General features: G+C 66.7%; 20 protein-coding genes. 4 read left to right on the top strand and 16 right to left on the bottom strand.

Annotation, left to right across the window (positions count from 1 at the left end):
* The 6 genes from MSM1_RS14290 to MSM1_RS14265 form a co-directional block, all read right to left on the bottom strand.
* The gene (locus MSM1_RS14290; RefSeq protein ID WP_213443381.1) at window positions 1-372 is read right to left on the bottom strand and encodes a hypothetical protein; all 372 of its coding nucleotides are present in this window, start codon (window positions 370-372) and stop codon (window positions 1-3) included.
* 219 nt (window positions 373-591) lie between these two features.
* The gene (secG, locus tag MSM1_RS14285; RefSeq protein ID WP_213443379.1) at window positions 592-825 is read right to left on the bottom strand and encodes a preprotein translocase subunit SecG; all 234 of its coding nucleotides are present in this window, start codon (window positions 823-825) and stop codon (window positions 592-594) included.
* A gap of 133 nt (window positions 826-958) precedes the next feature.
* Window positions 959-1,744, bottom strand: a complete 786-nt coding sequence (gene tpiA / locus MSM1_RS14280; protein WP_213443377.1) for a triose-phosphate isomerase — start codon at window positions 1,742-1,744, stop codon at window positions 959-961.
* Window positions 1,741-2,979: a phosphoglycerate kinase gene (gene pgk, locus MSM1_RS14275; protein ID WP_213443375.1), complete on the bottom strand. Its 1,239-nt coding sequence runs from the start codon at window positions 2,977-2,979 to the stop codon at window positions 1,741-1,743. Before pgk ends, tpiA begins: the two co-directional genes overlap by 4 nt.
* 2 nt (window positions 2,980-2,981) lie before the next feature.
* Window positions 2,982-4,004: a type I glyceraldehyde-3-phosphate dehydrogenase gene (gene gap, locus MSM1_RS14270; protein WP_213443373.1), complete on the bottom strand. Its 1,023-nt coding sequence runs from the start codon at window positions 4,002-4,004 to the stop codon at window positions 2,982-2,984.
* 141 nt (window positions 4,005-4,145) lie between these two features.
* Window positions 4,146-5,561, bottom strand: a complete 1,416-nt coding sequence (locus tag MSM1_RS14265) for an NAD(P)/FAD-dependent oxidoreductase (protein ID WP_213443371.1) — start codon at window positions 5,559-5,561, stop codon at window positions 4,146-4,148.
* Window positions 5,562-5,831: 270 nt separating this feature from the next.
* On the opposite strand from MSM1_RS14265, the gene MSM1_RS14260 reads away from it, so the two are divergent.
* Together MSM1_RS14260 and MSM1_RS14255 are read left to right on the top strand one after the other, a co-directional pair.
* On the top strand, window positions 5,832-6,002 hold the full coding sequence (locus MSM1_RS14260) for a recombinase family protein (protein ID WP_213443368.1): 171 nt from the start codon (window positions 5,832-5,834) through the stop codon (window positions 6,000-6,002).
* A 5-nt stretch (window positions 6,003-6,007) separates the two neighbouring features.
* Window positions 6,008-6,505: an RICIN domain-containing protein gene (locus tag MSM1_RS14255; RefSeq protein ID WP_213443366.1), complete on the top strand. Its 498-nt coding sequence runs from the start codon at window positions 6,008-6,010 to the stop codon at window positions 6,503-6,505.
* Window positions 6,506-6,531: 26 nt separating this feature from the next.
* On the opposite strand, the gene whiA is transcribed toward MSM1_RS14255, so the two are convergent.
* The 5 genes from whiA to MSM1_RS14230 form a co-directional block, all read right to left on the bottom strand.
* On the bottom strand, window positions 6,532-7,509 hold the full coding sequence (whiA, locus tag MSM1_RS14250) for a DNA-binding protein WhiA (protein ID WP_213443364.1): 978 nt from the start codon (window positions 7,507-7,509) through the stop codon (window positions 6,532-6,534).
* Window positions 7,506-8,579: a uridine diphosphate-N-acetylglucosamine-binding protein YvcK gene (yvcK, locus tag MSM1_RS14245; protein ID WP_213443362.1), complete on the bottom strand. Its 1,074-nt coding sequence runs from the start codon at window positions 8,577-8,579 to the stop codon at window positions 7,506-7,508. Before yvcK ends, whiA begins: the two co-directional genes overlap by 4 nt.
* Window positions 8,576-9,505, bottom strand: a complete 930-nt coding sequence (rapZ, locus tag MSM1_RS14240; RefSeq protein WP_236056390.1) for an RNase adapter RapZ — start codon at window positions 9,503-9,505, stop codon at window positions 8,576-8,578. Before rapZ ends, yvcK begins: the two co-directional genes overlap by 4 nt.
* A complete protein-coding gene (gene uvrC, locus MSM1_RS14235) occupies window positions 9,502-11,472 on the bottom strand; it encodes an excinuclease ABC subunit UvrC (RefSeq protein WP_213443360.1) in 1,971 nt (656 codons plus the stop codon). The genes rapZ and uvrC overlap by 4 nt, the downstream gene beginning before the upstream one ends.
* A gap of 373 nt (window positions 11,473-11,845) precedes the next feature.
* The gene (locus MSM1_RS14230) at window positions 11,846-12,433 is read right to left on the bottom strand and encodes a protoglobin domain-containing protein (protein WP_213443358.1); all 588 of its coding nucleotides are present in this window, start codon (window positions 12,431-12,433) and stop codon (window positions 11,846-11,848) included.
* Window positions 12,434-12,495: 62 nt separating this feature from the next.
* On the opposite strand from MSM1_RS14230, the gene MSM1_RS23005 reads away from it, so the two are divergent.
* Window positions 12,496-13,146, top strand: coding sequence for a MarR family winged helix-turn-helix transcriptional regulator (locus MSM1_RS23005; RefSeq protein WP_374101726.1), 651 nt, complete (start codon window positions 12,496-12,498; stop codon window positions 13,144-13,146).
* A gap of 69 nt (window positions 13,147-13,215) precedes the next feature.
* On the opposite strand, the gene MSM1_RS14220 is transcribed toward MSM1_RS23005, so the two are convergent.
* Window positions 13,216-16,068: an RND family transporter gene (locus MSM1_RS14220; protein ID WP_213443354.1), complete on the bottom strand. Its 2,853-nt coding sequence runs from the start codon at window positions 16,066-16,068 to the stop codon at window positions 13,216-13,218.
* A complete protein-coding gene (locus MSM1_RS14215; protein ID WP_213443352.1) occupies window positions 16,065-16,496 on the bottom strand; it encodes an MmpS family transport accessory protein in 432 nt (143 codons plus the stop codon). Before MSM1_RS14215 ends, MSM1_RS14220 begins: the two co-directional genes overlap by 4 nt.
* Window positions 16,497-16,770: 274 nt before the next feature.
* On the opposite strand from MSM1_RS14215, the gene MSM1_RS14210 reads away from it, so the two are divergent.
* Complete coding sequence (locus MSM1_RS14210; RefSeq protein ID WP_213443350.1) at window positions 16,771-17,508, top strand: TetR/AcrR family transcriptional regulator; 738 nt, start codon at window positions 16,771-16,773, stop codon at window positions 17,506-17,508.
* 333 nt (window positions 17,509-17,841) lie between these two features.
* On the opposite strand, the gene MSM1_RS14205 is transcribed toward MSM1_RS14210, so the two are convergent.
* From MSM1_RS14205 to ribH, 3 genes are all read right to left on the bottom strand, one after another.
* The gene (locus tag MSM1_RS14205) at window positions 17,842-18,219 is read right to left on the bottom strand and encodes a hypothetical protein (protein WP_213443348.1); all 378 of its coding nucleotides are present in this window, start codon (window positions 18,217-18,219) and stop codon (window positions 17,842-17,844) included.
* A gap of 590 nt (window positions 18,220-18,809) precedes the next feature.
* A complete protein-coding gene (locus MSM1_RS14200) occupies window positions 18,810-19,268 on the bottom strand; it encodes a PH domain-containing protein (RefSeq protein ID WP_213443346.1) in 459 nt (152 codons plus the stop codon).
* Window positions 19,265-19,747, bottom strand: a complete 483-nt coding sequence (gene ribH / locus MSM1_RS14195; protein WP_213443344.1) for a 6,7-dimethyl-8-ribityllumazine synthase — start codon at window positions 19,745-19,747, stop codon at window positions 19,265-19,267. Before ribH ends, MSM1_RS14200 begins: the two co-directional genes overlap by 4 nt.
* Window positions 19,748-19,758: the final 11 nt, after the last annotated feature.

Genomic DNA, 19,758 nt, shown 5'->3' with positions numbered 1-19,758 from the left:
TCACCAATGCCTCATCAGGTCTTCGACCGGAAAAGGCAATTCGAGGCCATCTTCGGCCAGCATCGCCCGCACATCCGCTGCGGTGACGTTCTCGCCGTCCTTGATCGCGTAGAACGCCGCCTGTTCGAGGTGCTGCACGAATTCTGGGCGCTGCCCACACCAACGCTGCACACGTCGTTTCGCCGCGGCGCGCTCGCGCTTCTTCTTCGCCGACATCGACTTAAAGGAGTGTGCGCGGTGCGCGTTTTGCGCGGTCTTGTATCCGTAGCCCTGAGCATCATCGAGCACCTCACCGGTCGCCTCGTCGACGACGACATACCGCCTGTCATAGCTGCTGGACAGCGAGGCGCTGACGACAACCTTCGCGCTCATCGCATTTCCTCCATCACGCATCGAACGCACCACCACCATGGCCAACAATGACCAACAAAACCATCCGAACCCAGACCGGCGAGAGTCCAGCAGTCACATACTCTCAAACAAGTCCGACAACAACCGGCCGACCGCTACCGGCCAACAAAATCACCAGCTGTTCTCAACCCGTGTTTGCATGCCACGTGACCAGCCCGTAACGCCACGGGGCGCGACGGATCAGCGGTACTTGATCAACAGGGCCATGCCGATGATGGCGACCAGCCAGATTCCGGTGACGAAATAGGTCAACCGGTCGAGGTTCTTCTCCACCACCGTCGAGCCCGACAGGGCCGATTGCACGCCGCCGCCGAATAGTGTCGACAAGCCGCCACCCTTGGCGCGGTGCAGCAGCACCAGCAACACCACCAGCACACTGGTGATGACCAGGATGATCTGCAGCGCCAACTCCATGCCCGTCACCTTACCGAATCGGGGTCTGGACCGAATGGGGGTCCGGCGCCGGCAACCGGGAAAGGCCGGCGGCACGGCCAGGTAGGCTCCGCTTCGGCACCCATCAACGGTGCCGCTTTCGCCGTTTCGCCGGCTACGGCAGCGGCCCGCCGGCCGCGACGGCGCACAGGGTTGCGAATTGCTCCCCGTCCAGCGACGCCCCGCCCACCAGCGCGCCGTCGATGTCGGCTTGAGCGACGATGTCGCCGATGTTCTGCGCGTTGACCGATCCGCCGTAGAGCACCCGCACGCTCTCGGCAACCTGCGGCGACGCCAGTGTCCGGAGTTCGTCGCGGATGGCCGCGCACACCTCTTGGGCGTCGGCCGCACCGGCCACCCGCCCGGTTCCGATTGCCCAGACCGGCTCGTAGGCGATGACGACGGCGCCGATTTGCTGAGCCGACAACCCGGCCAGCGACCCGCGAAGCTGCTCAAGGTTGTGGGTCACGTGGTCACCGGCTTCCCGAACCTGCAGGTGCTCGCCGATGCAGACGATCGGGGTCAGCCCGTGCCTAAGTCCCGCGGCTGCCTTGGCGGCCACCAGCGTGTCGTCCTCATAGTGGTAGCTGCGTCGCTCGGAGTGACCGACGACGACGTAGGTGCAACCGAGCTTGGCCAGAAAGGCCCCGCTAATGTCACCGGTGTAAGCGCCCGAGTCGTGTGGGGAAAGGTCCTGCGCCCCGTAGCACAACCGCAGCTTGTCGCCGTCGACCAGGGTTTGCACGCTGCGCAGATCGGTGAACGGCGGCAGCACCGCGACGTCCACCTTGTCGAAGTACTTATCCGGCAGCGAGAACGCGATCTTTTGCACCAGCGCGATCGCCTCGAAGTGGTTAAGGTTCATCTTCCAGTTACCGGCGATCAGCGGCTTGCGGATCACGAGTCTCCTTGGTGTCCGGCGCCGTCACGCAACACCTCCAGGCCGGGCAGGGTTTTGCCCTCAAGGTATTCCAGCGACGCGCCGCCGCCGGTGGAGATGTGTGAGAAAGCCTTCTCGGGAAGGCCCAGGGTGCGCACCGCGGCCGCCGAGTCACCCCCGCCGACCACGCTGAAGGCGCCCTTGGCGGTCGCGGTGGTGATCGCCTGGGCGACACCCGCGGTGCCGGCGGCGAACGCCGGGAATTCGAACACCCCCATCGGTCCGTTCCAGAAGATCGTCTTCGCGTTGAACAACAACGTGGCGAACCGCGTCACCGACCCCGGTCCGATGTCCAGGCCCATCTTGTCGTCCGGGATACGTTCTGCGGCTACGGTTTCCGATGGCGAGTCGGCCGCGAAACGCTCGGCCACCACAATGTCGACCGGGAGCCGCAGCACATCGGCGTAAGTGTCCAGCAGCCGACTGCAGGTATCCACCATCTCGTGCTCCAGAAGCGACTTTCCTACCGAAAAGCCCTGCGCGGCAAGAAATGTGAAACACATGCCGCCACCGATCAGGATGCTGTCGGCCTTGGTCGCCAGCTGTTCGATCACCCCGAGCTTGTCGGACACCTTCGACCCGCCCAACACCACGGCGTAGGGCCGCCGGGTTGAGCTGGTCAGCTGCTCCAGCACTGTGACTTCGGCGGCCACCAGCGCGCCGGCATAATGCGGCAGCAGGGTGGCGACATCGTAGACCGAAGCCTGCTTGCGGTGCACCACCCCGAACCCGTCGGACACGAAAGCCCCGCCATCGCCGACCAAGTCGGCCAGTTGCCGGGCAAGGGCCAGCCGCTCTGCGTCGTCCTTGCTGGTCTCGCGCGGATCGAAGCGGACGTTCTCCAGCAACAGGATGTCACCCGCGGTCAGCCTCTCGGCGCGGGCCCGCGCGTCGGGCCCCGCGACGTCGCCGGCGAGCTGCACCGGCTGCCCCAATTGCTCGCCCAGGGCCGCGGCCACCGGCGCCAACGACAACTTCGGGTCGGGGCCGTCTGTGGGACGCCCCAGGTGTGCGGCGACCACCACTTTGGCGCCGGCGTTGACCAGCGTTCTCAGCGTGGGCACCGATGCTGCGATACGACCGGGATCGGCGATGGCGCCACCGTCACCGAGGGGGACGTTCAAGTCGGAGCGCACCAGCACGCCCCGGTCCGAGACCCCGTCGGCCAGCAAGTCGTCGAGTGACTTGATGCTCATGGTCAGAGGGACTTGCCGACCAGGTCCACCATGTCAACCAGGCGGTTGGAGTAGCCCCATTCGTTGTCGTACCAGGCCACCACCTTGGCCTGGGTGGCGATCACCTTGGTCAACCCGGCGTCGAAGATCGAGCTGTGGGGGTCGGTGACGATGTCGGTCGACACGATCGGCGCGTCATAGTACTTGAGGATGCCCTTGAGCCGGCCCTCGGCGGCGGCCCGGTACGCGGCGTTGATCCGCTCGACGCTGGCCGGTTTGGACAACTCGGCGGTCAGGTCGGTGACCGAGCCGGTAACGACCGGCACCCGCAGCGCGTACCCGTCAAGCTTGCCGTTGAGTTCGGGCAACACCAGCCCGATCGCCCTGGCGGCGCCCGTGGAAGTCGGCACGATGTTGACCGCGGCAGCGCGGGCTCGCCGCAGGTCCCGATGGGGCCCGTCCTGCAGGTTCTGGTCTTGGGTATAGGCGTGGACCGTGGTCATCAAGCCCCGCACAATGCCGAACTCGTCATGGAGCACCTTGGCCAGTGGCGCCAGGCAGTTCGTCGTGCACGACGCGAGAGAGATGATGTTTTGGCTGCCGTCGTACTTGTCGTCGTTGACACCGGGCACGATGGTGATGTCCGCCTTGGTGGCCGGGGCCGAGATGATCACCTTCTTCGCGCCGGCGTGCAGGTGACCCTCGGCCGCGGCGGCATCGGTGAAGCGGCCGGTGGACTCGACGACGACATCGACACCCAGATCGCGCCACGGCATCGCCGCCGGGCCTTCCCGGATCTCCAGCGCCTTGATTTTGGCGTCGCCGACGACAATGGTGTTCTCCCCCTCCAGGCTGACGTTGTGGGGCAGCCGGCCCAGAATGGAGTCGAATTTGAGTAAATGCGCCAGGGTGGCGTTGTCGGTGATGTCGTTGACAGCCACCACCTCGATGTCGGTGCCAACGCCCTGGGCCTGCTGCGCCAATAACGCCCGATAGAAGTTGCGACCGATGCGGCCGAACCCGTTGATGCCTAGCCGGACCGTCACGACTGTCTCCTTGCTGCCTCTGCTGAACTCGCCGCCAGCCTAGATGGTAGTTTGCCGACCGGCCTCGAGCCCGCATGGATGGTAACCGGCGTGCGCCCGGCCCAAACCCGGTCTACCGCCCCGCCGCCACGTGCGCCTGCCTCACCCGGACAGCCGGCGCAGCGCAGAGTGCGCAGCGTGGTAGCCGCACAGCCCGTGCACGCCCGCGCCCGGCGGGGTGGATTGCGAGCACAGGTAAACGCCCGGCACGCCGATGAAGTATGGGTCGAGGGCCACCCGGGGCCGAAACAGGAGCTGCAACCGGTCATTGGCGCCGCCGATGATGTCCCCGCCGACGAAGTTGGGGTTACCGGCCTGCAGCTCGGCAGTGGATGTGCTGACCGTGGCGATGATGTGGTCCCGAAACCCCGGCGCAAACCGCTCGATCTGATCGATGACGGCGGCGGTGGCGTCGCCCCGGTAGCCGAACGGCACGTGCGCGTAGGCCCAGACCGGGTTGATGTCGCCGGCGGAGCGCGACGGGTCGGCCAGGTACTGCTGGCCGACGAGCACGAATGGGCGCTGTGGCATCCGGCCTTCCGCCCGTTGCCGTTCGCTGTGCGCGATCTCGGCGAAACTGCCGCCGAGGTGCACGGTGCCCGCCCGGCGGCAGTCGGGGTTGGTCCAGGGGATGTCACCGTCGATGGCGAAGTCGACCTTGAACGCCGACGAGCCTTCCCGGTAGCGCTGATAGGACCGCCGGATCCGGGCCGGCATGAGATCGCCGTAGAGCCGTAACGCCGAGGCCGGGCTCAAATCGAGCATCACGATGTCGGCATCGGGGATATCGGTGCGATTGGTGACGGTGACGCCGGTGGTGATGGTGCCGCCATGGTTGTGCAGCGCGGCGGCCAGGGCGGTGGTGATCGACCCCGATCCGCCTTCGGCGACCGGCCAGCCGTATCGGTGCCCGCCGGCCAGCAACAGCAACGCCAACGACGCGGTCAGCGGCCGGTCCAGGCGGGTGAAGATGTGCGCGGCCGCGCCACCGAACAGGGCGCGTCCCCGCTCGGTGCCGAACCAGCGGGCCATCACCGTGGCCGGAAGCACGGCCCGCGACCCGAAAGCCGCCAGCCGGATGGGGTGGCGTGGCATGGCGATCACCGGTCGCATGAGGTCATGGGCCAAGTCGTCGAAACCGGACACCAGGTCGGCTAAGGCGCGACGCCACCGGGATCCGTCGGACCCTAGACCGGCGGCGGTCCGCTCGAGCGATCGCCACAGCACCCCCGCGGTGCCGTCGTCCAGCGGGTGCGCACAGTCGATCTCCGGCCATTTCCAGGTCAACCCGTAGCGTTGCAGGTTGAACTGCTCCCAAACCGGTGAGCCCGCTCCCAGCGGGTGCACCGCCGAGCAGTGATCGTGAATGACCCCGGGCACCGTCAGCTCGCTCGAGCGCGCTCCCCCGCCGATGGTGTCGGCAGACTCTAACACCTGCACCTCGACGCCGTTGCGCGCCAGGTAGATCGCGGCCGCCAGGCCGTTGGGCCCGGCGCCGACGACAACCGCGGTAGTCATCGCTGCGGGGCGGCTTTGCGGTGGGCGATAAGGCGCGCCGAGGCGATGAGGCGCGCCGGGAACGTATCACCGGGCTCGGGCCCGGGCTCTCGGGTCAGCATGTCGGCGATCTTGGCACAACCTGGCTTCCCGACGCCCGAGGCATCGGGCCGTTGAGCGCCTTGCCATGGTGGTTTCGGTGTGACAACTAGTTCTTTATAATCGCGCATAATCCGCTGTAGGGCGGGCAAGGTTGAGGGCGCGTACCTCGATGACTCGGGGCATGTGGTGATGCCTGACTCGCAGCACGCCCTGGTCGGGAACGCCGCTGTGTATGCCCGGGTTTCCACCCATATGCAGCTCGAGGATCTGGATCGTCAGGCGCAGCGGATGACCGCATTCGCGAATGCGGCGGGGGTGTCGGTGGTGGCTGTGAGGTTGCCAGAGAGCCAGAGAGGATGAAACCAATGCCGTTATCGCCTTTGTCTCGGTTGATAGGCGGCGCGCGCCAGGCCCCGGCGGCGGTCGGCGCGGTGTTGGCGGTTGCGTTGCTCAGCGCTGGTGTGGCAAGTGCCGCCGGGCCGGTCCAGTTGAAGAGCCGATTGGGAGGCAATTGGTGCTTTGACGCTCCGAACGGTAACGGCACCGCGACGATGGTCAACCCCTGCAATGCCTCGAAGTCGCAACTCTGGGAGTTCAACTCGTCCGGTCAGATCGAAAGTGTGGCCTTCCCCGGGCAATGCGTCAACATCGGCGGCGCAGCGGATGACACCCCGGTGGTGCTCGCGCCCTGCCGGGCCAACACCAACAACCAGCGCTGGACTCACCAGCCCGACGGTCAGGTCACAAGCGCCCTCGGCCCCTGCCTCAACATATATGGCGGGGTGGCCAACCCGGGGACGCCGGTCATCGCCTACCATTGCATCCCCGGTGTCGAAGACGAGCAGTGGGACAGCGTTTCCTGATCGGTGACGACGCGGTTCAACGCGCTTTAAGCGTCTTCGAGTAGGTCAGGGGTCACCGCCGATTCGGTGTCGGGAATGCCCTCCACCCTCGCCTTGCGGTCCGCCATCGACAATAGGCGCCGGATACGACCTGCCACAGCATCTTTGGTCATTGGCGGGTCGGCCAGGCGCCCAAGTTCTTCAAGGGAAGCCTGCCGGTGCTCGATGCGCAGCTTGCCGGCGGCGGCCAGGTGATCGGGCACCCCGTCGCCGAGGATCTCCAGGGCCCGCTCCACCCGGGCGGCCGCAGCCACCGCGGCCCGCGCGGAGCGGCGCAGATTGGCATCATCGAAGTTGGCCAGCCGGTTAGCCGTCGCACGCACCTCCCGGCGCCTTCGGCGCTCCTCCCAGACCAGCCGGGTATCCTGGGCCCCCATCCGAGTCAGCAGCGCCCCGATAGCCTCACCGTCACGCACCACCACCCGGTCGGCGCCGCGCACCTCGCGGGCCTTCGCGCTGATCCCCAGCCGGCGCGCCGCCCCCACCAGCGCCATCGCGGCCTCTGGACCGGGACAACTGACCTCCAACGCAGATGAGCGTCCCGGCTCTGTCAGTGAGCCGTGCGCCAAAAACGCACCCCGCCAAGCGGCTTCGGCATCAGCGATACTGCCGCCGACAACCTGGGCGGGCAAACCGCGTACCGGGCGCCCGCGCGCATCCAGCAGCCCGGTCTGGCGGGCCAGCGCCTCCCCCTCGTTGGCGACCCGCAACACGTACCGCGTCTGCTTGCGCAGCCCGCTGGCCGACAGCACATGCACGACCGCGTTGTAGCCGTACAGCTCGAAGATCTCCTTACGCAGCCGCCGGGCGGTGCTGGCCAAATCCACCTCGGCCTCGACGACAACACGGCCGCCCGCGATATGCAACCCACCGGCAAACCGCAGCAAAGAACTCACCTCGGCACGCCGGGCGCTGACCGAGGTCACCACCAGGCGGCTCAACTCGGTTTTGACTTCGGCCGTCATCGCCACGCGCCGTCACCCCTTGGCCCGCTATCTCCCGCTCCCGGCACGCCAGGCTGTTGGCCGTCACCGTCGATGCGCGCCGAGGCGGGCACCGCGGACGACGCCGGGCCGGCATCGGGTGCCCGCACCGCATCCAGCGCCGCCGCCAGCTTGGCCGGGTCATGTAAAGGTGTACCAGCTCTGGAGACGTCGGCGAAGTGCACCTCGGCTTCGAATAACGTTGCGGTGCGCCGCAGTTGCTCCCGCTCCCGCTCACTGGGCACTCGCTCGGCGTCGATGATGATGTCGTGGACGGTAAAGCCCGGGGCGTGCTGGGCGAGCACATGCAGATGACGCTCCACCGAGAAACCGGCCGTCTCCCCCGGCTCTGCCACCAGGTTGAGCACCAGGGCACGGCGGGCGGCGGTGGCCTGCAGCGCCGCCGCCAGTTCCGGCACCAGCACATGCGGGATCACGCTGGTGAACCACGATCCGGGGCCCAGCACCACCAGATCGGCGGCCATGATCGCGTCCACCGCCTGCCGAGTGGCCGGCGGGTCGGCGGGCAACAACCGTACCCGGCGCACTTTGCCCGGTGTGGTCGCGATTGCCACCTGACCGCGGATCAGCCGGAAAATCCGCGGGTCGGCTTCCAAGCCGGCGACATCGGCCTCGATCTGCAGGGCAATCGGGCACATCGGCAACACCCTGCCGGTGACCCCGAGGATGCGACCAAGTTCATCGAGCGCGGCGACCGGGTCGGCCAGCACCTCGTTGAGACCGGCCAGCAGCAGGTTGCCGATCGGATGTCCGGCCAGTGCCCCGCTGCCGCCGAACCGGTGCTGCAAGATGGTTGCCCACAGCCGCCCGTGTGGACTGTCGGACGCCAACGCCGCCAAGGCCATTCGCAAGTCCCCCGGCGGCACCACCATGTCCAGTTCGTTGCGCAGCCGTCCCGAGGAACCGCCGTCGTCGGCGACCGTCACCACCGCGGTGACGTGCGGGGTCAGGCGGCGGGCCGCCGACAATGTCGCATACAGGCCATGCCCGCCGCCCAGCGCGACAATGCCAGGGCTGTGCTCCACGCTCATTCGCGGCCCAGATCCCGGTGCAGCACCCGCACCCGCAGGGCCGGGTCGGGTTGCAACCTCCGGGACAGCTCCTCCGCGATCACGACGCTGCGATGCTTGCCGCCGGTGCAGCCAATGGCAATGGTCATGTAGCGCTTCCCTTCCCTGCGATAGCCGTCGACGACCAGGGACAGCAACCGATGGTAGGTGCCCAGGAACTCGGCCGCGCCGCTCTGGCAGAGCACATAGTCGCGCACCGCCGGGTGTTGACCCGTGTGCGGCCGCAATTCGTCCACCCAGTGCGGGTTAGGCAAGAACCGGACGTCCATCACCATGTCCGCGTCCATCGGTAGACCGTACTTGAAGCCGAAGGATTCAACCGTCACGCTGGTGTGCGCGACCACCTCGCCGCCGAATGCGCGTTCGATGCTTTCTCGCAGCTCGCGTACCGACAGCGTCGACGTGTCGATGATCAGGTCGGCCGTCGCGCGCACCGACGCCAGCATCTCGCGTTCGGCGGCGATGCCTTCGGCCAACGTCTGCCCGCTCTGCAGCGGATGCCGGCGACGACTCTGCTCGAAACGGCGCACCAACGCGTCGTCGGTGGCCTCCAGGAAGAGGACACGGGGGGTGATATTGCGGGTGGCCAGGTCGTTGCGCACCCAGTCCAGGTCACCGGTGAACCCGCGAGAACGCACGTCCATCACCACCACCAGCTGGGTGATGCGCGAACCCGCCGCCAGCCCGAAGTCGACCATGCGGGTGATCAGTTGCGGCGGCAGGTTGTCGGCGACATACCAGCCGAGGTCTTCGAGCACCTTGGCGGCCGTCCCACGCCCGGCGCCAGACAATCCCGTCACCAGGACGACGTCGATACCCGACCCGGTTGCGCCGGCCCCGGTGCTGGACTGGTCGGCCGGCTGCTTGCCGGTGGCCGGACCCGTCATCCGGAGGCCTGTTCGGCGAGCCGCGTATCCGCCGTCGGGTTCGCGCCGGCGGGATTGGCCCGCAACGCCTCAAGCACCGCCGTCGCCGTCGCGACACCGATTCCCGGAACGGTGGTGATCTCGTCGACGGTGGCCTCCTTCAGGCGCGCCAGCGATCCGAAATGGCGGACCAGCGCCTTGCGACGGTGCTCGCCCAGCCCGGGCACCGAGTCCAGCGCCGACGCGGTCATCCGTTTGGACCGCTTGCTCCGGTGATAGCTGATGGCGAATCGATGCGCTTCGTCGCGGACCCGCTGGAGCAGAAAGAGCCCCTCGCTGTTGCGCGGCATGATGATCGGGTCGGGTTCGGACGGCACCCACACCTCTTCGAGGCGTTTGGCCAAGCCGATCACCGCGACGTCGGTGATGCCGAGTTCGTCGAGCACCGCAGCGGCAGCGTTGACTTGGGGAGCGCCGCCGTCGACGACATACAAATTCGGCGGGTAGGCGAACCTGCGTGGTTTCCCCTCAGGTGCAGGAATAGCCGAGTCTTGTAGGTGGCGCAGGAAACGCCGCCGAGTCACCTCCGCGATGGAGGCGACGTCATCGGATCGGCCCTGCCCGGCGGCCTGACGGATGGCGAAGTGGCGGTAGTCTGACTTGCGGGGCAGCCCGTCCTCGAACACCACCAGCGAGCCCACCACGTCGGTGCCCTGCACATGGCTGATGTCGACGCACTCGATTCGCAGCGGCGCCTCGGCCAGTCCCAGCGCTTCCTGAATATTCTGCAGCGCAGCTGATCTGGCGTTAAAGTCCCCAGCACGCCTCAATTTATGTTGCTGGAGCGCCTCCTTCGCATTCCGCTCAACTGTTTCGGCCAGAGCCCGTTTGTCGCCGCGCCGCGGCACCCGCAGCACCACCCGCGAGCCGCGCAGTGTCGACAACCAATCGGCCAACTGCTCGGCGTCGGGCGGCAGGCAGGGCACCAGCACCTCGCGGGGCACCGGGTTCGCGGCTCCGTCGGCGGCCTCGTCCAGCTCTGCCTGCTCGCCGTAGAACTGGGTCAAAAACTGCTCGACCAACCGGGCCTCACCGGAATCGCCAGGATCACTGGGCTTTTCGACGATCCAGCCGCGCTGGCCCCGAACCCGGCCGCCGCGGACGTGAAACACCTGCACCGCCGCTTCCAGCTCGTCCTGGACGAACGCCATCACGTCGGCGTCGGTGCCGTCGCCGAGCACCACGGCCTGCTTCTCCAGCGCCCGCTTCAGCGCGGACAGGTCGTCGCGCAGTCGCGCGGCGCGTTCAAAGTCCAGTTGCTCGGCGGCGGCGTTCATCTGCCGTTCCAAGCTGCGGGCGAACCGGTCGGTCTTGCCGGACAGGAAGTCGCAGAAGTCCTCCACGATCCGGCGATGCTGCTCGGCGCTGACCCGCCCGACGCAGGGTGCCGAGCATTTGTCGATGTAGCCGAGCAGGCATGGCCGGTCGATCTGCTGGTGCCGCTTGAACACCCCCGCCGAACAGGTTCGCGCCGGAAATACCCGGGTGAGCAGGTCCAGGGTTTCCCGGATCGCCCAGGCATGCGAGTACGGCCCGAAATAGCGCACCCCCTTGCGCCGCGGGCCGCGGTACACCATCAAGCGGGGGAACTCCTCGCCCAGGGTGACCGCCAGCACCGGGTAGGACTTATCGTCGCGGTAGCGGACGTTAAACCGTGGATCGAACTCCTTGATCCAGTTGTATTCCAGTTGCAGCGCCTCGACCTCGGTCTTGACCACCGTCCACTCGACCTTGGCGGCGGTGGTCACCATCTGGCGGGTGCGCGGGCTCAGGCCCGCGACGTCGGCGAAGTAGGACGTCAGGCGGCTGCGCAGGCTCTTGGCCTTGCCGACGTAGATGACTCGGCCGTGCTGGTCCCGGAATCGGTAGACGCCCGGCTCGACCGGGATCGACCCGGGAGCGGGCCGGTAGGTGGCGGGATCTGGCACTCTTTCCAGGCTAGTTCTTCACGGGCGCCTGCCCCCGTAGGGGCGCCGGGGAGATCACCATCGCGGCCACCGGAACCCGGCGATGTCGCCGTCGAGCACGGCTGTGGAACTTCCGGACTACGGCCGTGAATGGCGATGGCCTCCGGGTGCGGTAGGGGGTTCGAGAGCGGCGGGCCCGCGGGCCGGGGTCCGGCCCCGCATCCGGGCCGCCACCGCCCCCCGGCGGGACGGGACCTCTCTGGCCAACACCCGCGTGTTGATGAAACCAGCCCGGATGACCCGGGAACCGACGTTCACACCGCACCCGCGGCCTGAACCAACAAACGCCCGAGAAGGGCGGTGCCCAACACTCACCCGAGTTGTGCGACATGCTCTAGAACCAGCCGTCCCGCACGTACGCCCGGCTCCAGAGAACGACGTTGAGCAGGACTGCCTTCAGCCAGGCCTGGTGCATCCGCTCCAGGTGGGCCGGATCCCGGGCGCCATCCTCGAGGAACGGGCGGACGGTCGCGTAGATCGGGTACGTGAGGGCGACGACGTATCGGAGGTGGACGACCTCCGGTGCCCCGGTAACCCCGTCGGTCGCGTTCTTGCCGGCCGCGTGGCGCCGGCCGACCTCCTCGGCGTAGGCGACCCAGGCCGGACCGAAGTCGGCGTCGCAGGTGTCGAGGACCCACTGGCCGAACCGAGCCCGCACCCGGGCGAGGTAGGCGTCGTTCGGCCCCACCGGTGTCGAGAAGTAGCCGAGGAGGAAGTCGTGGCTCCCGACGAAGCCGTACCAGACGTCAAGGAGCTCCTCGACGCGGGGGGCGAGGATCGCCTTCGCCTCGCGAAGGGCGGTCTTGTCGTCGTCGGTCAAGAGGAGCACCGCTTCGATGTTCGCCAGCTCCTCCTGGCTCGTCGCCGGGCCAGGCAACGTCGGGTCTCCCATTCGGTACCCGGGGACGGCGGTCGTGGCCATGGTTCACCTCCGTGTCAAGGGCCGCCCGGCTAGATAGATAGGTAGGATCCCTATAGTTCAGAATGGTAGGGACCCGATGTATCCGTCGTCAACCCACACTGGAGATGCGCATGCCACGAGACCACCGAGCCGAACGACGGGCCGGTGTCGTCGCCGCTCTCCTGCGCCTCTCCCGTCTCGTCGCCGGTGAACTCCGCTCGGCCACCGGTGAGCTCGGCCTCACGCCGGCCCAGGCCGAGGCGCTCCGCTTCGCCGCCCGGATACGGCCGGACATGGCGACGCCCGGTCAGCTCGCCCGCGTCCTTGGCGTGCGCTCGCCGACCGCGATCGGCATCGTCGCGCCGCTCGTCGAGCGCGGGCTCCTCGTTCGCCGGACACACCCATACGATCGGCGGCGCTCGATCCTCGCCCTCACCGCGGCGGGCCGCGACCTCTACGACCGCCTGGAGCGCCTCACCGCCGACCTCGAGGCGGCCCTCGCGGACCTCGAGCCCGCTGCCCTCGAGCAGATCGAGGCGGGGCTCGGGGCCCTCGTCGGGGTCTTCGTCCGCGATGGCCGCCTGGTCGTCGCCGCCCCATGCGCCGGCTGCATCCACTACCGGCCGAACGCCGCCCCCGGCAGCCCGCTGCCGCATCGCTGCGCACTCCTCCGGCGGAATCTGAGCGCAAGCGAGGCCGCAATGGACTGCCCGGAGCACGTCGCGGCGGGGTGATCGGCGCAGGCCGGCGTGGTCACATCACCGTCCGTGCGGTTCCCATACCACCCGTTCCCCGACCCACATCTACGTCGGGAGAGCCGAACTTCTCGGCTTTTCGGAGACGATGGCGTTTCGCAGTGGTCTGTTGCGCACGCGTTGGGGCCACCAGAACCAGCGGCCCAGCAGCACGGCGATCGACGGTGTCATGAACGACCGCACCACCAAGGTGTCGAACAGCAGGCCCATACCGATCGTGGTGCCGACCTGCGCGAGGATGAGCAGGGCGCTGGCACTGAAGGAGATCATGGTGAAGGCGAACACCAAGCCGGCTGAGGTGACGACGGCGCCGGTGCCGGCCATGGATCGGATGATGCCGGTCTTGATGCCGGCGTGGAGTTCTTCTTTGAAGCGCGATACCAGCAGCAGGTTGTAGTCGGATCCGACCGCCAGCAGGATGATCACCGACATGGCCAGGATCATCCAGTGCAGTTGGACGCCCACGATGTACTGCCACAGCAGCACCGACAGCCCGAACGAGGTGCCCAAAGACAGCAGCACGGTGCCGACGATGACGGCCGCGGCGATGACGGCGCGGGTTAAGACCAGCATGACGATGAAGATCAAAATCAGTGCTCCGGTTCCGGCGATCAACAGGTCGTAGGTGGCTCCTTCTTTCATGTCTTTGGCGGTGGCCGCGGTGCCGGCGATGTAGATGCGGGCGTTTTCCAGCGGGGTGCCTTTGATGGCTTCGAAGGCGGCGTTGCGGATCGCGTTGACGTGGGCGATGCCCTCGGCGGTGGCCGGGTCGCCGATGTGGGAGATGATGAAGCGCACCGCTTTTCCATCCGGTGAGATGAACATCGTCATGCCCCGCTTGAAGTCGGGATTGTCGAACACCTCCGGAGGCAGATAGAACGAGTCGTCGTTTTTGGATGTGTCAAAGGCCTGGCCCATGGCATTGCCCTTGCTCTGCATCGCAGCAGCTTGGTCCTGTATTCCGGCCATCGAGCTGTGCATCGACAGCATCATGGTGTGCATCGACTTCATCATCGTGACCATCGGTGTGAGCAGTTTCAGCATCTCGGGCATGAGCGTGTCGAGTTTGTCCAGTTGAGGTACCAAGTCGCCGATCGCGTCGCTGAGGGTGTCAATTCCATCCAGGGCGTCAAACACCGAACGCAGCGACCAGCACACCGGGATGTCGAAACAGTGCTTCTCCCAATAGAAATAGCTGCGGATCGGGCGGATGAAATCGTCGAAATTAGAGATCTGGTCGCGCAACACATTGATTTCGTCGACCATCGTGTGCAACTGCCGGACCATGTTGTGGGTGACGCCGGTGAGCTCTTTCATGATCCCGATCATGGTTTCCATGGTGCTGATCATGGTGTTCATCTGGTTCGCCATGACGAGCATCTGGTCCATCTGCCTCTGCAGGTAGTCCCGAGTCAATTGCTGGCTCACGCCTTGCATACCCATCAGAAACGGGATGGAGGTGTGCTCGAGCGGGGTGCCCAACGGCCGGGTGATGGTCTGTGCCCGCGCGACTCCGGGGGTGTGGAAGATGTTGCGGGCGATGTGCTCGATGATGAGCATGTCCGCGGAATTGCGCAGATCCTGGTCGGTTTGGACCATCAGGAGTTCCGGATTCATCCGGGCCTGGGAGAAATGGCGGTCGGCGGCGGCGAACCCCTGGATCGCCGGAATAGTGCGTGGCATGAACTTGCGGTCGTTGTAACTGGTCCGGTAGCCGGGTAGCGCGACCAGCCCCACCAGCGCCAGCGCGCTGGCCGCCGCCAGGATCGGCCCCGGCCAGCGGACCACGGCGGTCCCCACCCGTCGCCAACCTCGCGTGCGCGCAACCCGTTTGGGCTCAAAGCGACCGAATCGGCTCCCGATCACCAGCATCGCCGGTGCCATGGTCAGGGACGCCAGCACTGCCACGAAGATGCCGATCGCCAGCGGAACACCCAGCGTCTGGAAATAGGGCAGGCGGGTGAAGCGCAGGCAACCCGTCGCGCCGGCGATCGTGAGGCCCGAACCGAGGATGACAGGCGCGGTGCCCCGATACATCGTGTCGAAGGCGGTGTGGCGGTCCTGGCCGGCGGTGCGCGCCTCGTGATAGCGGCCCAGCACGAAGATCGCGTAGTCGGTGCCCGCCGCGATGCCCAGCATGGTCAGCAGGTTCACCGAGAACGTCGACAAGCCGATCAGGTGGTAGTGCCCGAGGGCGGCCACCACACCGCGGGCGGCCATCACTTCCAGCATCACCATCGCCAGCACCAGCCACACCGTGAGGACGGAGCGATAGACGATGAACAAGCTGACCACAATGACCACCAGCGTGAGGGCCGTGACCATCCTCAGGCTCTTGTCGCCGACGCGGTGCTGATCGGCGATCAGCGCGGTGGAGCCGGTGACGTAGACGTGGACGCCGGCCGGCGGCGGTGTGCTGGCGATGATGTGGCGCACCGCCGCGATGGATTCGTTGGCGCGGACTTCACCTTGGTTTCCGGCGAGCGCGAGCTGCACGTAGGTGGCTTTGCCATCGCTGCTTTGGGCGCCGGCCGAGGTCAGCGGGTCACCCCAGAAATCCTGGACGTGCTGGATGTGTGCGGTGTCGGCCCGCAACTTCTGGATCAGCTCGGCGTAATACCGGTGGGCCTGGTCTCCCAGCGGCTGGTCGCCCTCCAGCACGATCATCGCCGAGCTGTCGGAGTCGGATTCCTTAAAGACGCGCCCGATGTGTTTCATCGCCTGAAAGGACGGGGCATCGGCCGGGCTCAGGGACACCGACTGCTGCTGGCCGACCTGCTCCAGGGAGGGGACGGCCACGTTGAGCGACACGGTCAGCGCCACCCACCCGAGCAGGATCGGCACCGCGAAGGTCCGGATCAGACGGGGCAGCAGCGGGTGCGCGCCGAGCTGGTGGGTCATGCCCACTTCACCTGGCAGAAGGTGAAAGCATCCACCCCCTCGGCAAACTTCTCGTCCTTGAGCGTGCCGTCGACGAAAATCCGACAACCGATGCTCCCGGCGTTGCCCTGGGCCAGCAGGATCGGCATGCTCGCCGCCGAGGTCGTGGTCAGCGTGAGGGCCCAGGGCAGCCGAACCTGCTTGAGGCTCTGCGGATTCGCCGACAGATCGAGGTAATTGATGGTCGCGACGGCGCCCGCCGGTCCGAAGACCTCATAGGTCACCCGCTTGGGGTTGAACGGCTTAGCGTCGTTGGCGATGCCGGAGCCTTCGCGGGTGATCTCGTTGTCGGATCCGAAAATCCCATGCAGCCGGTGAATCACGAACCCCCCCAATGCGACCGCCACCAAGACCAGCAGTGGCAACCAGTACCGGCGCACTGTCCTCATCGTGGCACCCCTGTCTGTTGTCGGCTCGGCACGCGACCACATCGCATCGGGGCGCGGGCGACACCCACCTGATGTGAGACGAACGCGAATTCCGGTTCTGATAGTAAATCGAGCGTCCCACCCACGTCTACAGCCGACCGTGGCGCACCATAATCCCGTCACTACCTGCAAGCATCACCCCTGTGTCGCCGCCGCTGCCTTCGTGACGGGTGTCCAACAGCATCCCGTATGCTTCATAGCAGAGCTATTGTTCGCATTAAGCTAGGAGACGGTTATGAGGCGCCGCGCACCATCGGAGCCCGCTACCGGTGACGGACCCGATCACCGGCGCCAGGCCGACCCGGCGGTACGCGCACCGGTCGTCGATCCCGGGCCGGTCAAGTCGGGGGTGCGTCCGCCTCAGCAGGCCCGCAGCCGTGCCGCGTTGCAACGGTTAGTCGCCTCAGCCGAGCACGTCCTGGTCAACGAGGGCCTCGACGAGTTCACCATCGCGCGGGTCGCCGAGCACGCCGGAGTGTCCGTCGGTGGCGTCTACCGGCGTTTCGCAAGCAAAGAGCAACTCATCGAGGCCGTCAAGCACGAACTGCTGGCGCGGCTCGAAAACGCTGTGGCCAAGGCGCTGCGCACTGCCCAACCCTCGCTGGCCGGGGTCATTCACGCGTTCACCGCGGCATTGAGCCAAACCTTCGCTGAAAGCGGCCGCGTCATTCCGGTCATCTTGGCCGGTGGGCGCGCTGCGGATCCCCCCGAGCAAGGACTGCGCATCGCGACCGGTTTGCAGCAACGTTTTTTCGACGCCGCAGCGCCTTATCGGGAGCAAATCCGCCACGAGAGGCCGGCCAGCGCGCTGACGGTGGTGTTTCGCAGCGTGATCGCCGCCGGCGCGCACCGCGCCGCGTTAGCGCCGTGGTGGCCCGACGGCCTTACCTGGCAACAGTGGGCCCACGAAATCGCCGACATGACTACGGCATATCTGACCGCAGAACACAAAAACACTCCCGGCGCAACGTAATCCCGATCACCTGAATTTGGCTATGCGGCGTCGCGGCGGCGGAATCCCTGGGGACGCAACTGCCGTGAACGCCACCAGCACCCCCGGCCCTCACGACCGCCAGGCCGGTCCAATCGGGTGTTAGTGCGGTCACGTCGGGGTTGTGGTGACGCGTGTTGATGCGCACCGGCGCAGCTGCGGCGGCGCGGCCCCGTCAGGTTAGTTGTCCCCTCCCGCGCAGGTCAGTGCATTGCGCGGCGAAATCCGTTTACAGCCAGCATAATTAGTTAACCGTCCGCAGACGTGGCATCTTGGGGCACGCGTGCAGCAGGGCCTCGGTGGCCTCATGGGTCATCACGGCAGCATGGTAGAAATCGGCATCCTCGTCAGCTTGCGGCTTCGATTGCGTCGGGCGGTCAGCGGAGTCACGCTGGATCCTGGCCAACAGCGCGGCACCCTGGCCCACTTTCTCAATTGATCCTTCAACGTTGGTGTGGAAACCGAGCCCGCCCCCGCACGAATCGTGTCACTCATCGTTGATTCCTTGTCGGCACTGGCGAGCAGGTCCTCGCGTTCTCCTGGGCCGCCCTCGACTGATGTCACTGATCTCGCCATAGCGATCCACTGCCGCCCTAGCTGCTCGGCGACGGCGCAGCCATTGCGCGAAGCGCGGTGCCGCACCAGCGAGATCGCGCTCGCGCCACAGGCGATGACCAATACCCCGGCAACCACCCATATCAAATGTCTCCTGCGCGGCCAACTACCCAAGATCCTTCACGCCCTTACGCCGGGGATCTGCACGAAAACACCACCGTGCGTCTCCGCCCTCCCGTAAGAAGCCCATCCACCAATGCATTCCATCATCATGGCTTGCGATGGCAAAAATCTTTCGGCTCGACTGCCCTGTATCTGATGGTATCTGATGCGATCGTATCGACGACCTACCCTGCGGTGGGTCGTCGCATGTCTTCGCAAATCGGTCGCATGTCTTCGCAAATCGGAAATCTCACCTCACTGCAGCGGCCGTGGCCCGACCCCGCCCGCTGCCCAAGCTCGCAAGAGACTTGTGCAGTTGGCTGGGCCCTAGTTCGTCATGGCATCGCTACGCTTTTATGCTCGGACAGCTCGTGGAGCGCCTGCCGGGAGCTGCCGCCACCGCCATCGGCGCCCCCACATCACCCGGGTGGCGTTGCACGTCGTGGCGCCGCCGTTGGAGCACTTTCAGCATGGCGCTTCCGACCGCCACAGTGGGGATGGCACCCGAGAACGGGCCGGCCAATTGCGTGGCATGCGCCAGCAAGGAGCGAACATCCCTCGAGCGCTCAACGCGGGTCCGGTCGATAGCGGGCCAACAATGCTCGCACGGTGTCCATGGCGGCCACGGCGCGATCCTTGTCGACGGCCTGGATCGCCAACACCGGAATGTACTCGTCGCCCGGCAGGTCGATTCGCGCCCAGCGGGCTCCGGCGGGAAACGACACATCGACGACCTCCGACCACGGGATCAGCCGGTCGCCCAGCAGGTTGCGCACCAAGAGCCCGGCGGCGCCGACCCGCAGCCTCGGGCGCGCCAGCAGCAACACCACCCCGGCGATGATGACGCCCAGCGCGCCGATCGCCACCTGGTCGGCCGTCCGGAAGATCACCCCGGTGGATTGGCTCTTGAGCAGAAACCCCACCACGATGTGCGCCGCCGCGATCAGGAAAGCGGCTCCGTAGGCGAAATACGGTGTCAAATGGGGACGGACTTCGACGTCCCAATCACCAGCGGTCCCGGTCACCGTTGAGCGAGCAGATCACGCAGGGTGAGCGCGGTGCTCAGGGCGGCGGCCGTCGCCTGGGCGCCCTTGTCCTCCGCCGACGTCGGCAAGCCCGCCCGCTCCAGCGCCTGCTGCTCGGTGTTGGTCGTGAGCACGCCGTTGCCGACCGGTGTCGAGGCATCCAGCGACACCCGTGTCAGGCCCTGGGTCACCGCCTCACATACGTAGTCGAAATGCGGTGTCGCACCGCGGATCACGACACCGAGCGCGACGACAGCGTCGTGGTCGCGGGCCAGCGCCTGAGCCACCACCGGGATCTCGATCGCGCCCAGCACGCGCACCACCGTCGGGTTGTCGATCCCCCACTCCGCGGCCGTCTTGCGGGCACCGGCCAGCAGCGCATCACAGATCTTCCGATGCCAGCTACTGGCGACGATCGCCAGCCGCACCCCCGAAGCGTCCCGTGCCGGCATTTCCGGCACACCTGCGCCACCACTCATAAGGCGACCCC

Source organism: Mycobacterium sp. SM1 (assembly GCF_018361265.1).
Taxonomy (GTDB): Bacteria; Actinomycetota; Actinomycetes; order Mycobacteriales; family Mycobacteriaceae; genus Mycobacterium.
The sequence above is the reverse complement of the archived record's forward strand: the minus strand, read 5'-3'. Positions and strand labels throughout refer to the sequence as shown.

Coding starts and splice junctions, on each gene's coding strand:
- MSM1_RS14290 (WP_213443381.1), bottom strand. CDS start 372: ATGAGCGCGAAGGTTGTCGTCAGCGCCTCGCTGTCCAGCAGCTATGAC.
- secG (WP_213443379.1), bottom strand. CDS start 825: ATGGAGTTGGCGCTGCAGATCATCCTGGTCATCACCAGTGTGCTGGTG.
- pgk (WP_213443375.1), bottom strand. CDS start 2,979: ATGAGCATCAAGTCACTCGACGACTTGCTGGCCGACGGGGTCTCGGAC.
- MSM1_RS14265 (WP_213443371.1), bottom strand. CDS start 5,561: ATGACTACCGCGGTTGTCGTCGGCGCCGGGCCCAACGGCCTGGCGGCC.
- MSM1_RS14260 (WP_213443368.1), top strand. CDS start 5,832: ATGCCTGACTCGCAGCACGCCCTGGTCGGGAACGCCGCTGTGTATGCC.
- MSM1_RS14255 (WP_213443366.1), top strand. CDS start 6,008: ATGCCGTTATCGCCTTTGTCTCGGTTGATAGGCGGCGCGCGCCAGGCC.
- whiA (WP_213443364.1), bottom strand. CDS start 7,509: ATGACGGCCGAAGTCAAAACCGAGTTGAGCCGCCTGGTGGTGACCTCG.
- yvcK (WP_213443362.1), bottom strand. CDS start 8,579: ATGAGCGTGGAGCACAGCCCTGGCATTGTCGCGCTGGGCGGCGGGCAT.
- rapZ (WP_236056390.1), bottom strand. CDS start 9,505: ATGACGGGTCCGGCCACCGGCAAGCAGCCGGCCGACCAGTCCAGCACC.
- MSM1_RS14230 (WP_213443358.1), bottom strand. CDS start 12,433: ATGGCCACGACCGCCGTCCCCGGGTACCGAATGGGAGACCCGACGTTG.
- MSM1_RS23005 (WP_374101726.1), top strand. CDS start 12,496: ATGGTAGGGACCCGATGTATCCGTCGTCAACCCACACTGGAGATGCGC.
- MSM1_RS14220 (WP_213443354.1), bottom strand. CDS start 16,068: ATGACCCACCAGCTCGGCGCGCACCCGCTGCTGCCCCGTCTGATCCGG.
- MSM1_RS14215 (WP_213443352.1), bottom strand. CDS start 16,496: ATGAGGACAGTGCGCCGGTACTGGTTGCCACTGCTGGTCTTGGTGGCG.
- MSM1_RS14210 (WP_213443350.1), top strand. CDS start 16,771: ATGAGGCGCCGCGCACCATCGGAGCCCGCTACCGGTGACGGACCCGAT.
- ribH (WP_213443344.1), bottom strand. CDS start 19,747: ATGAGTGGTGGCGCAGGTGTGCCGGAAATGCCGGCACGGGACGCTTCG.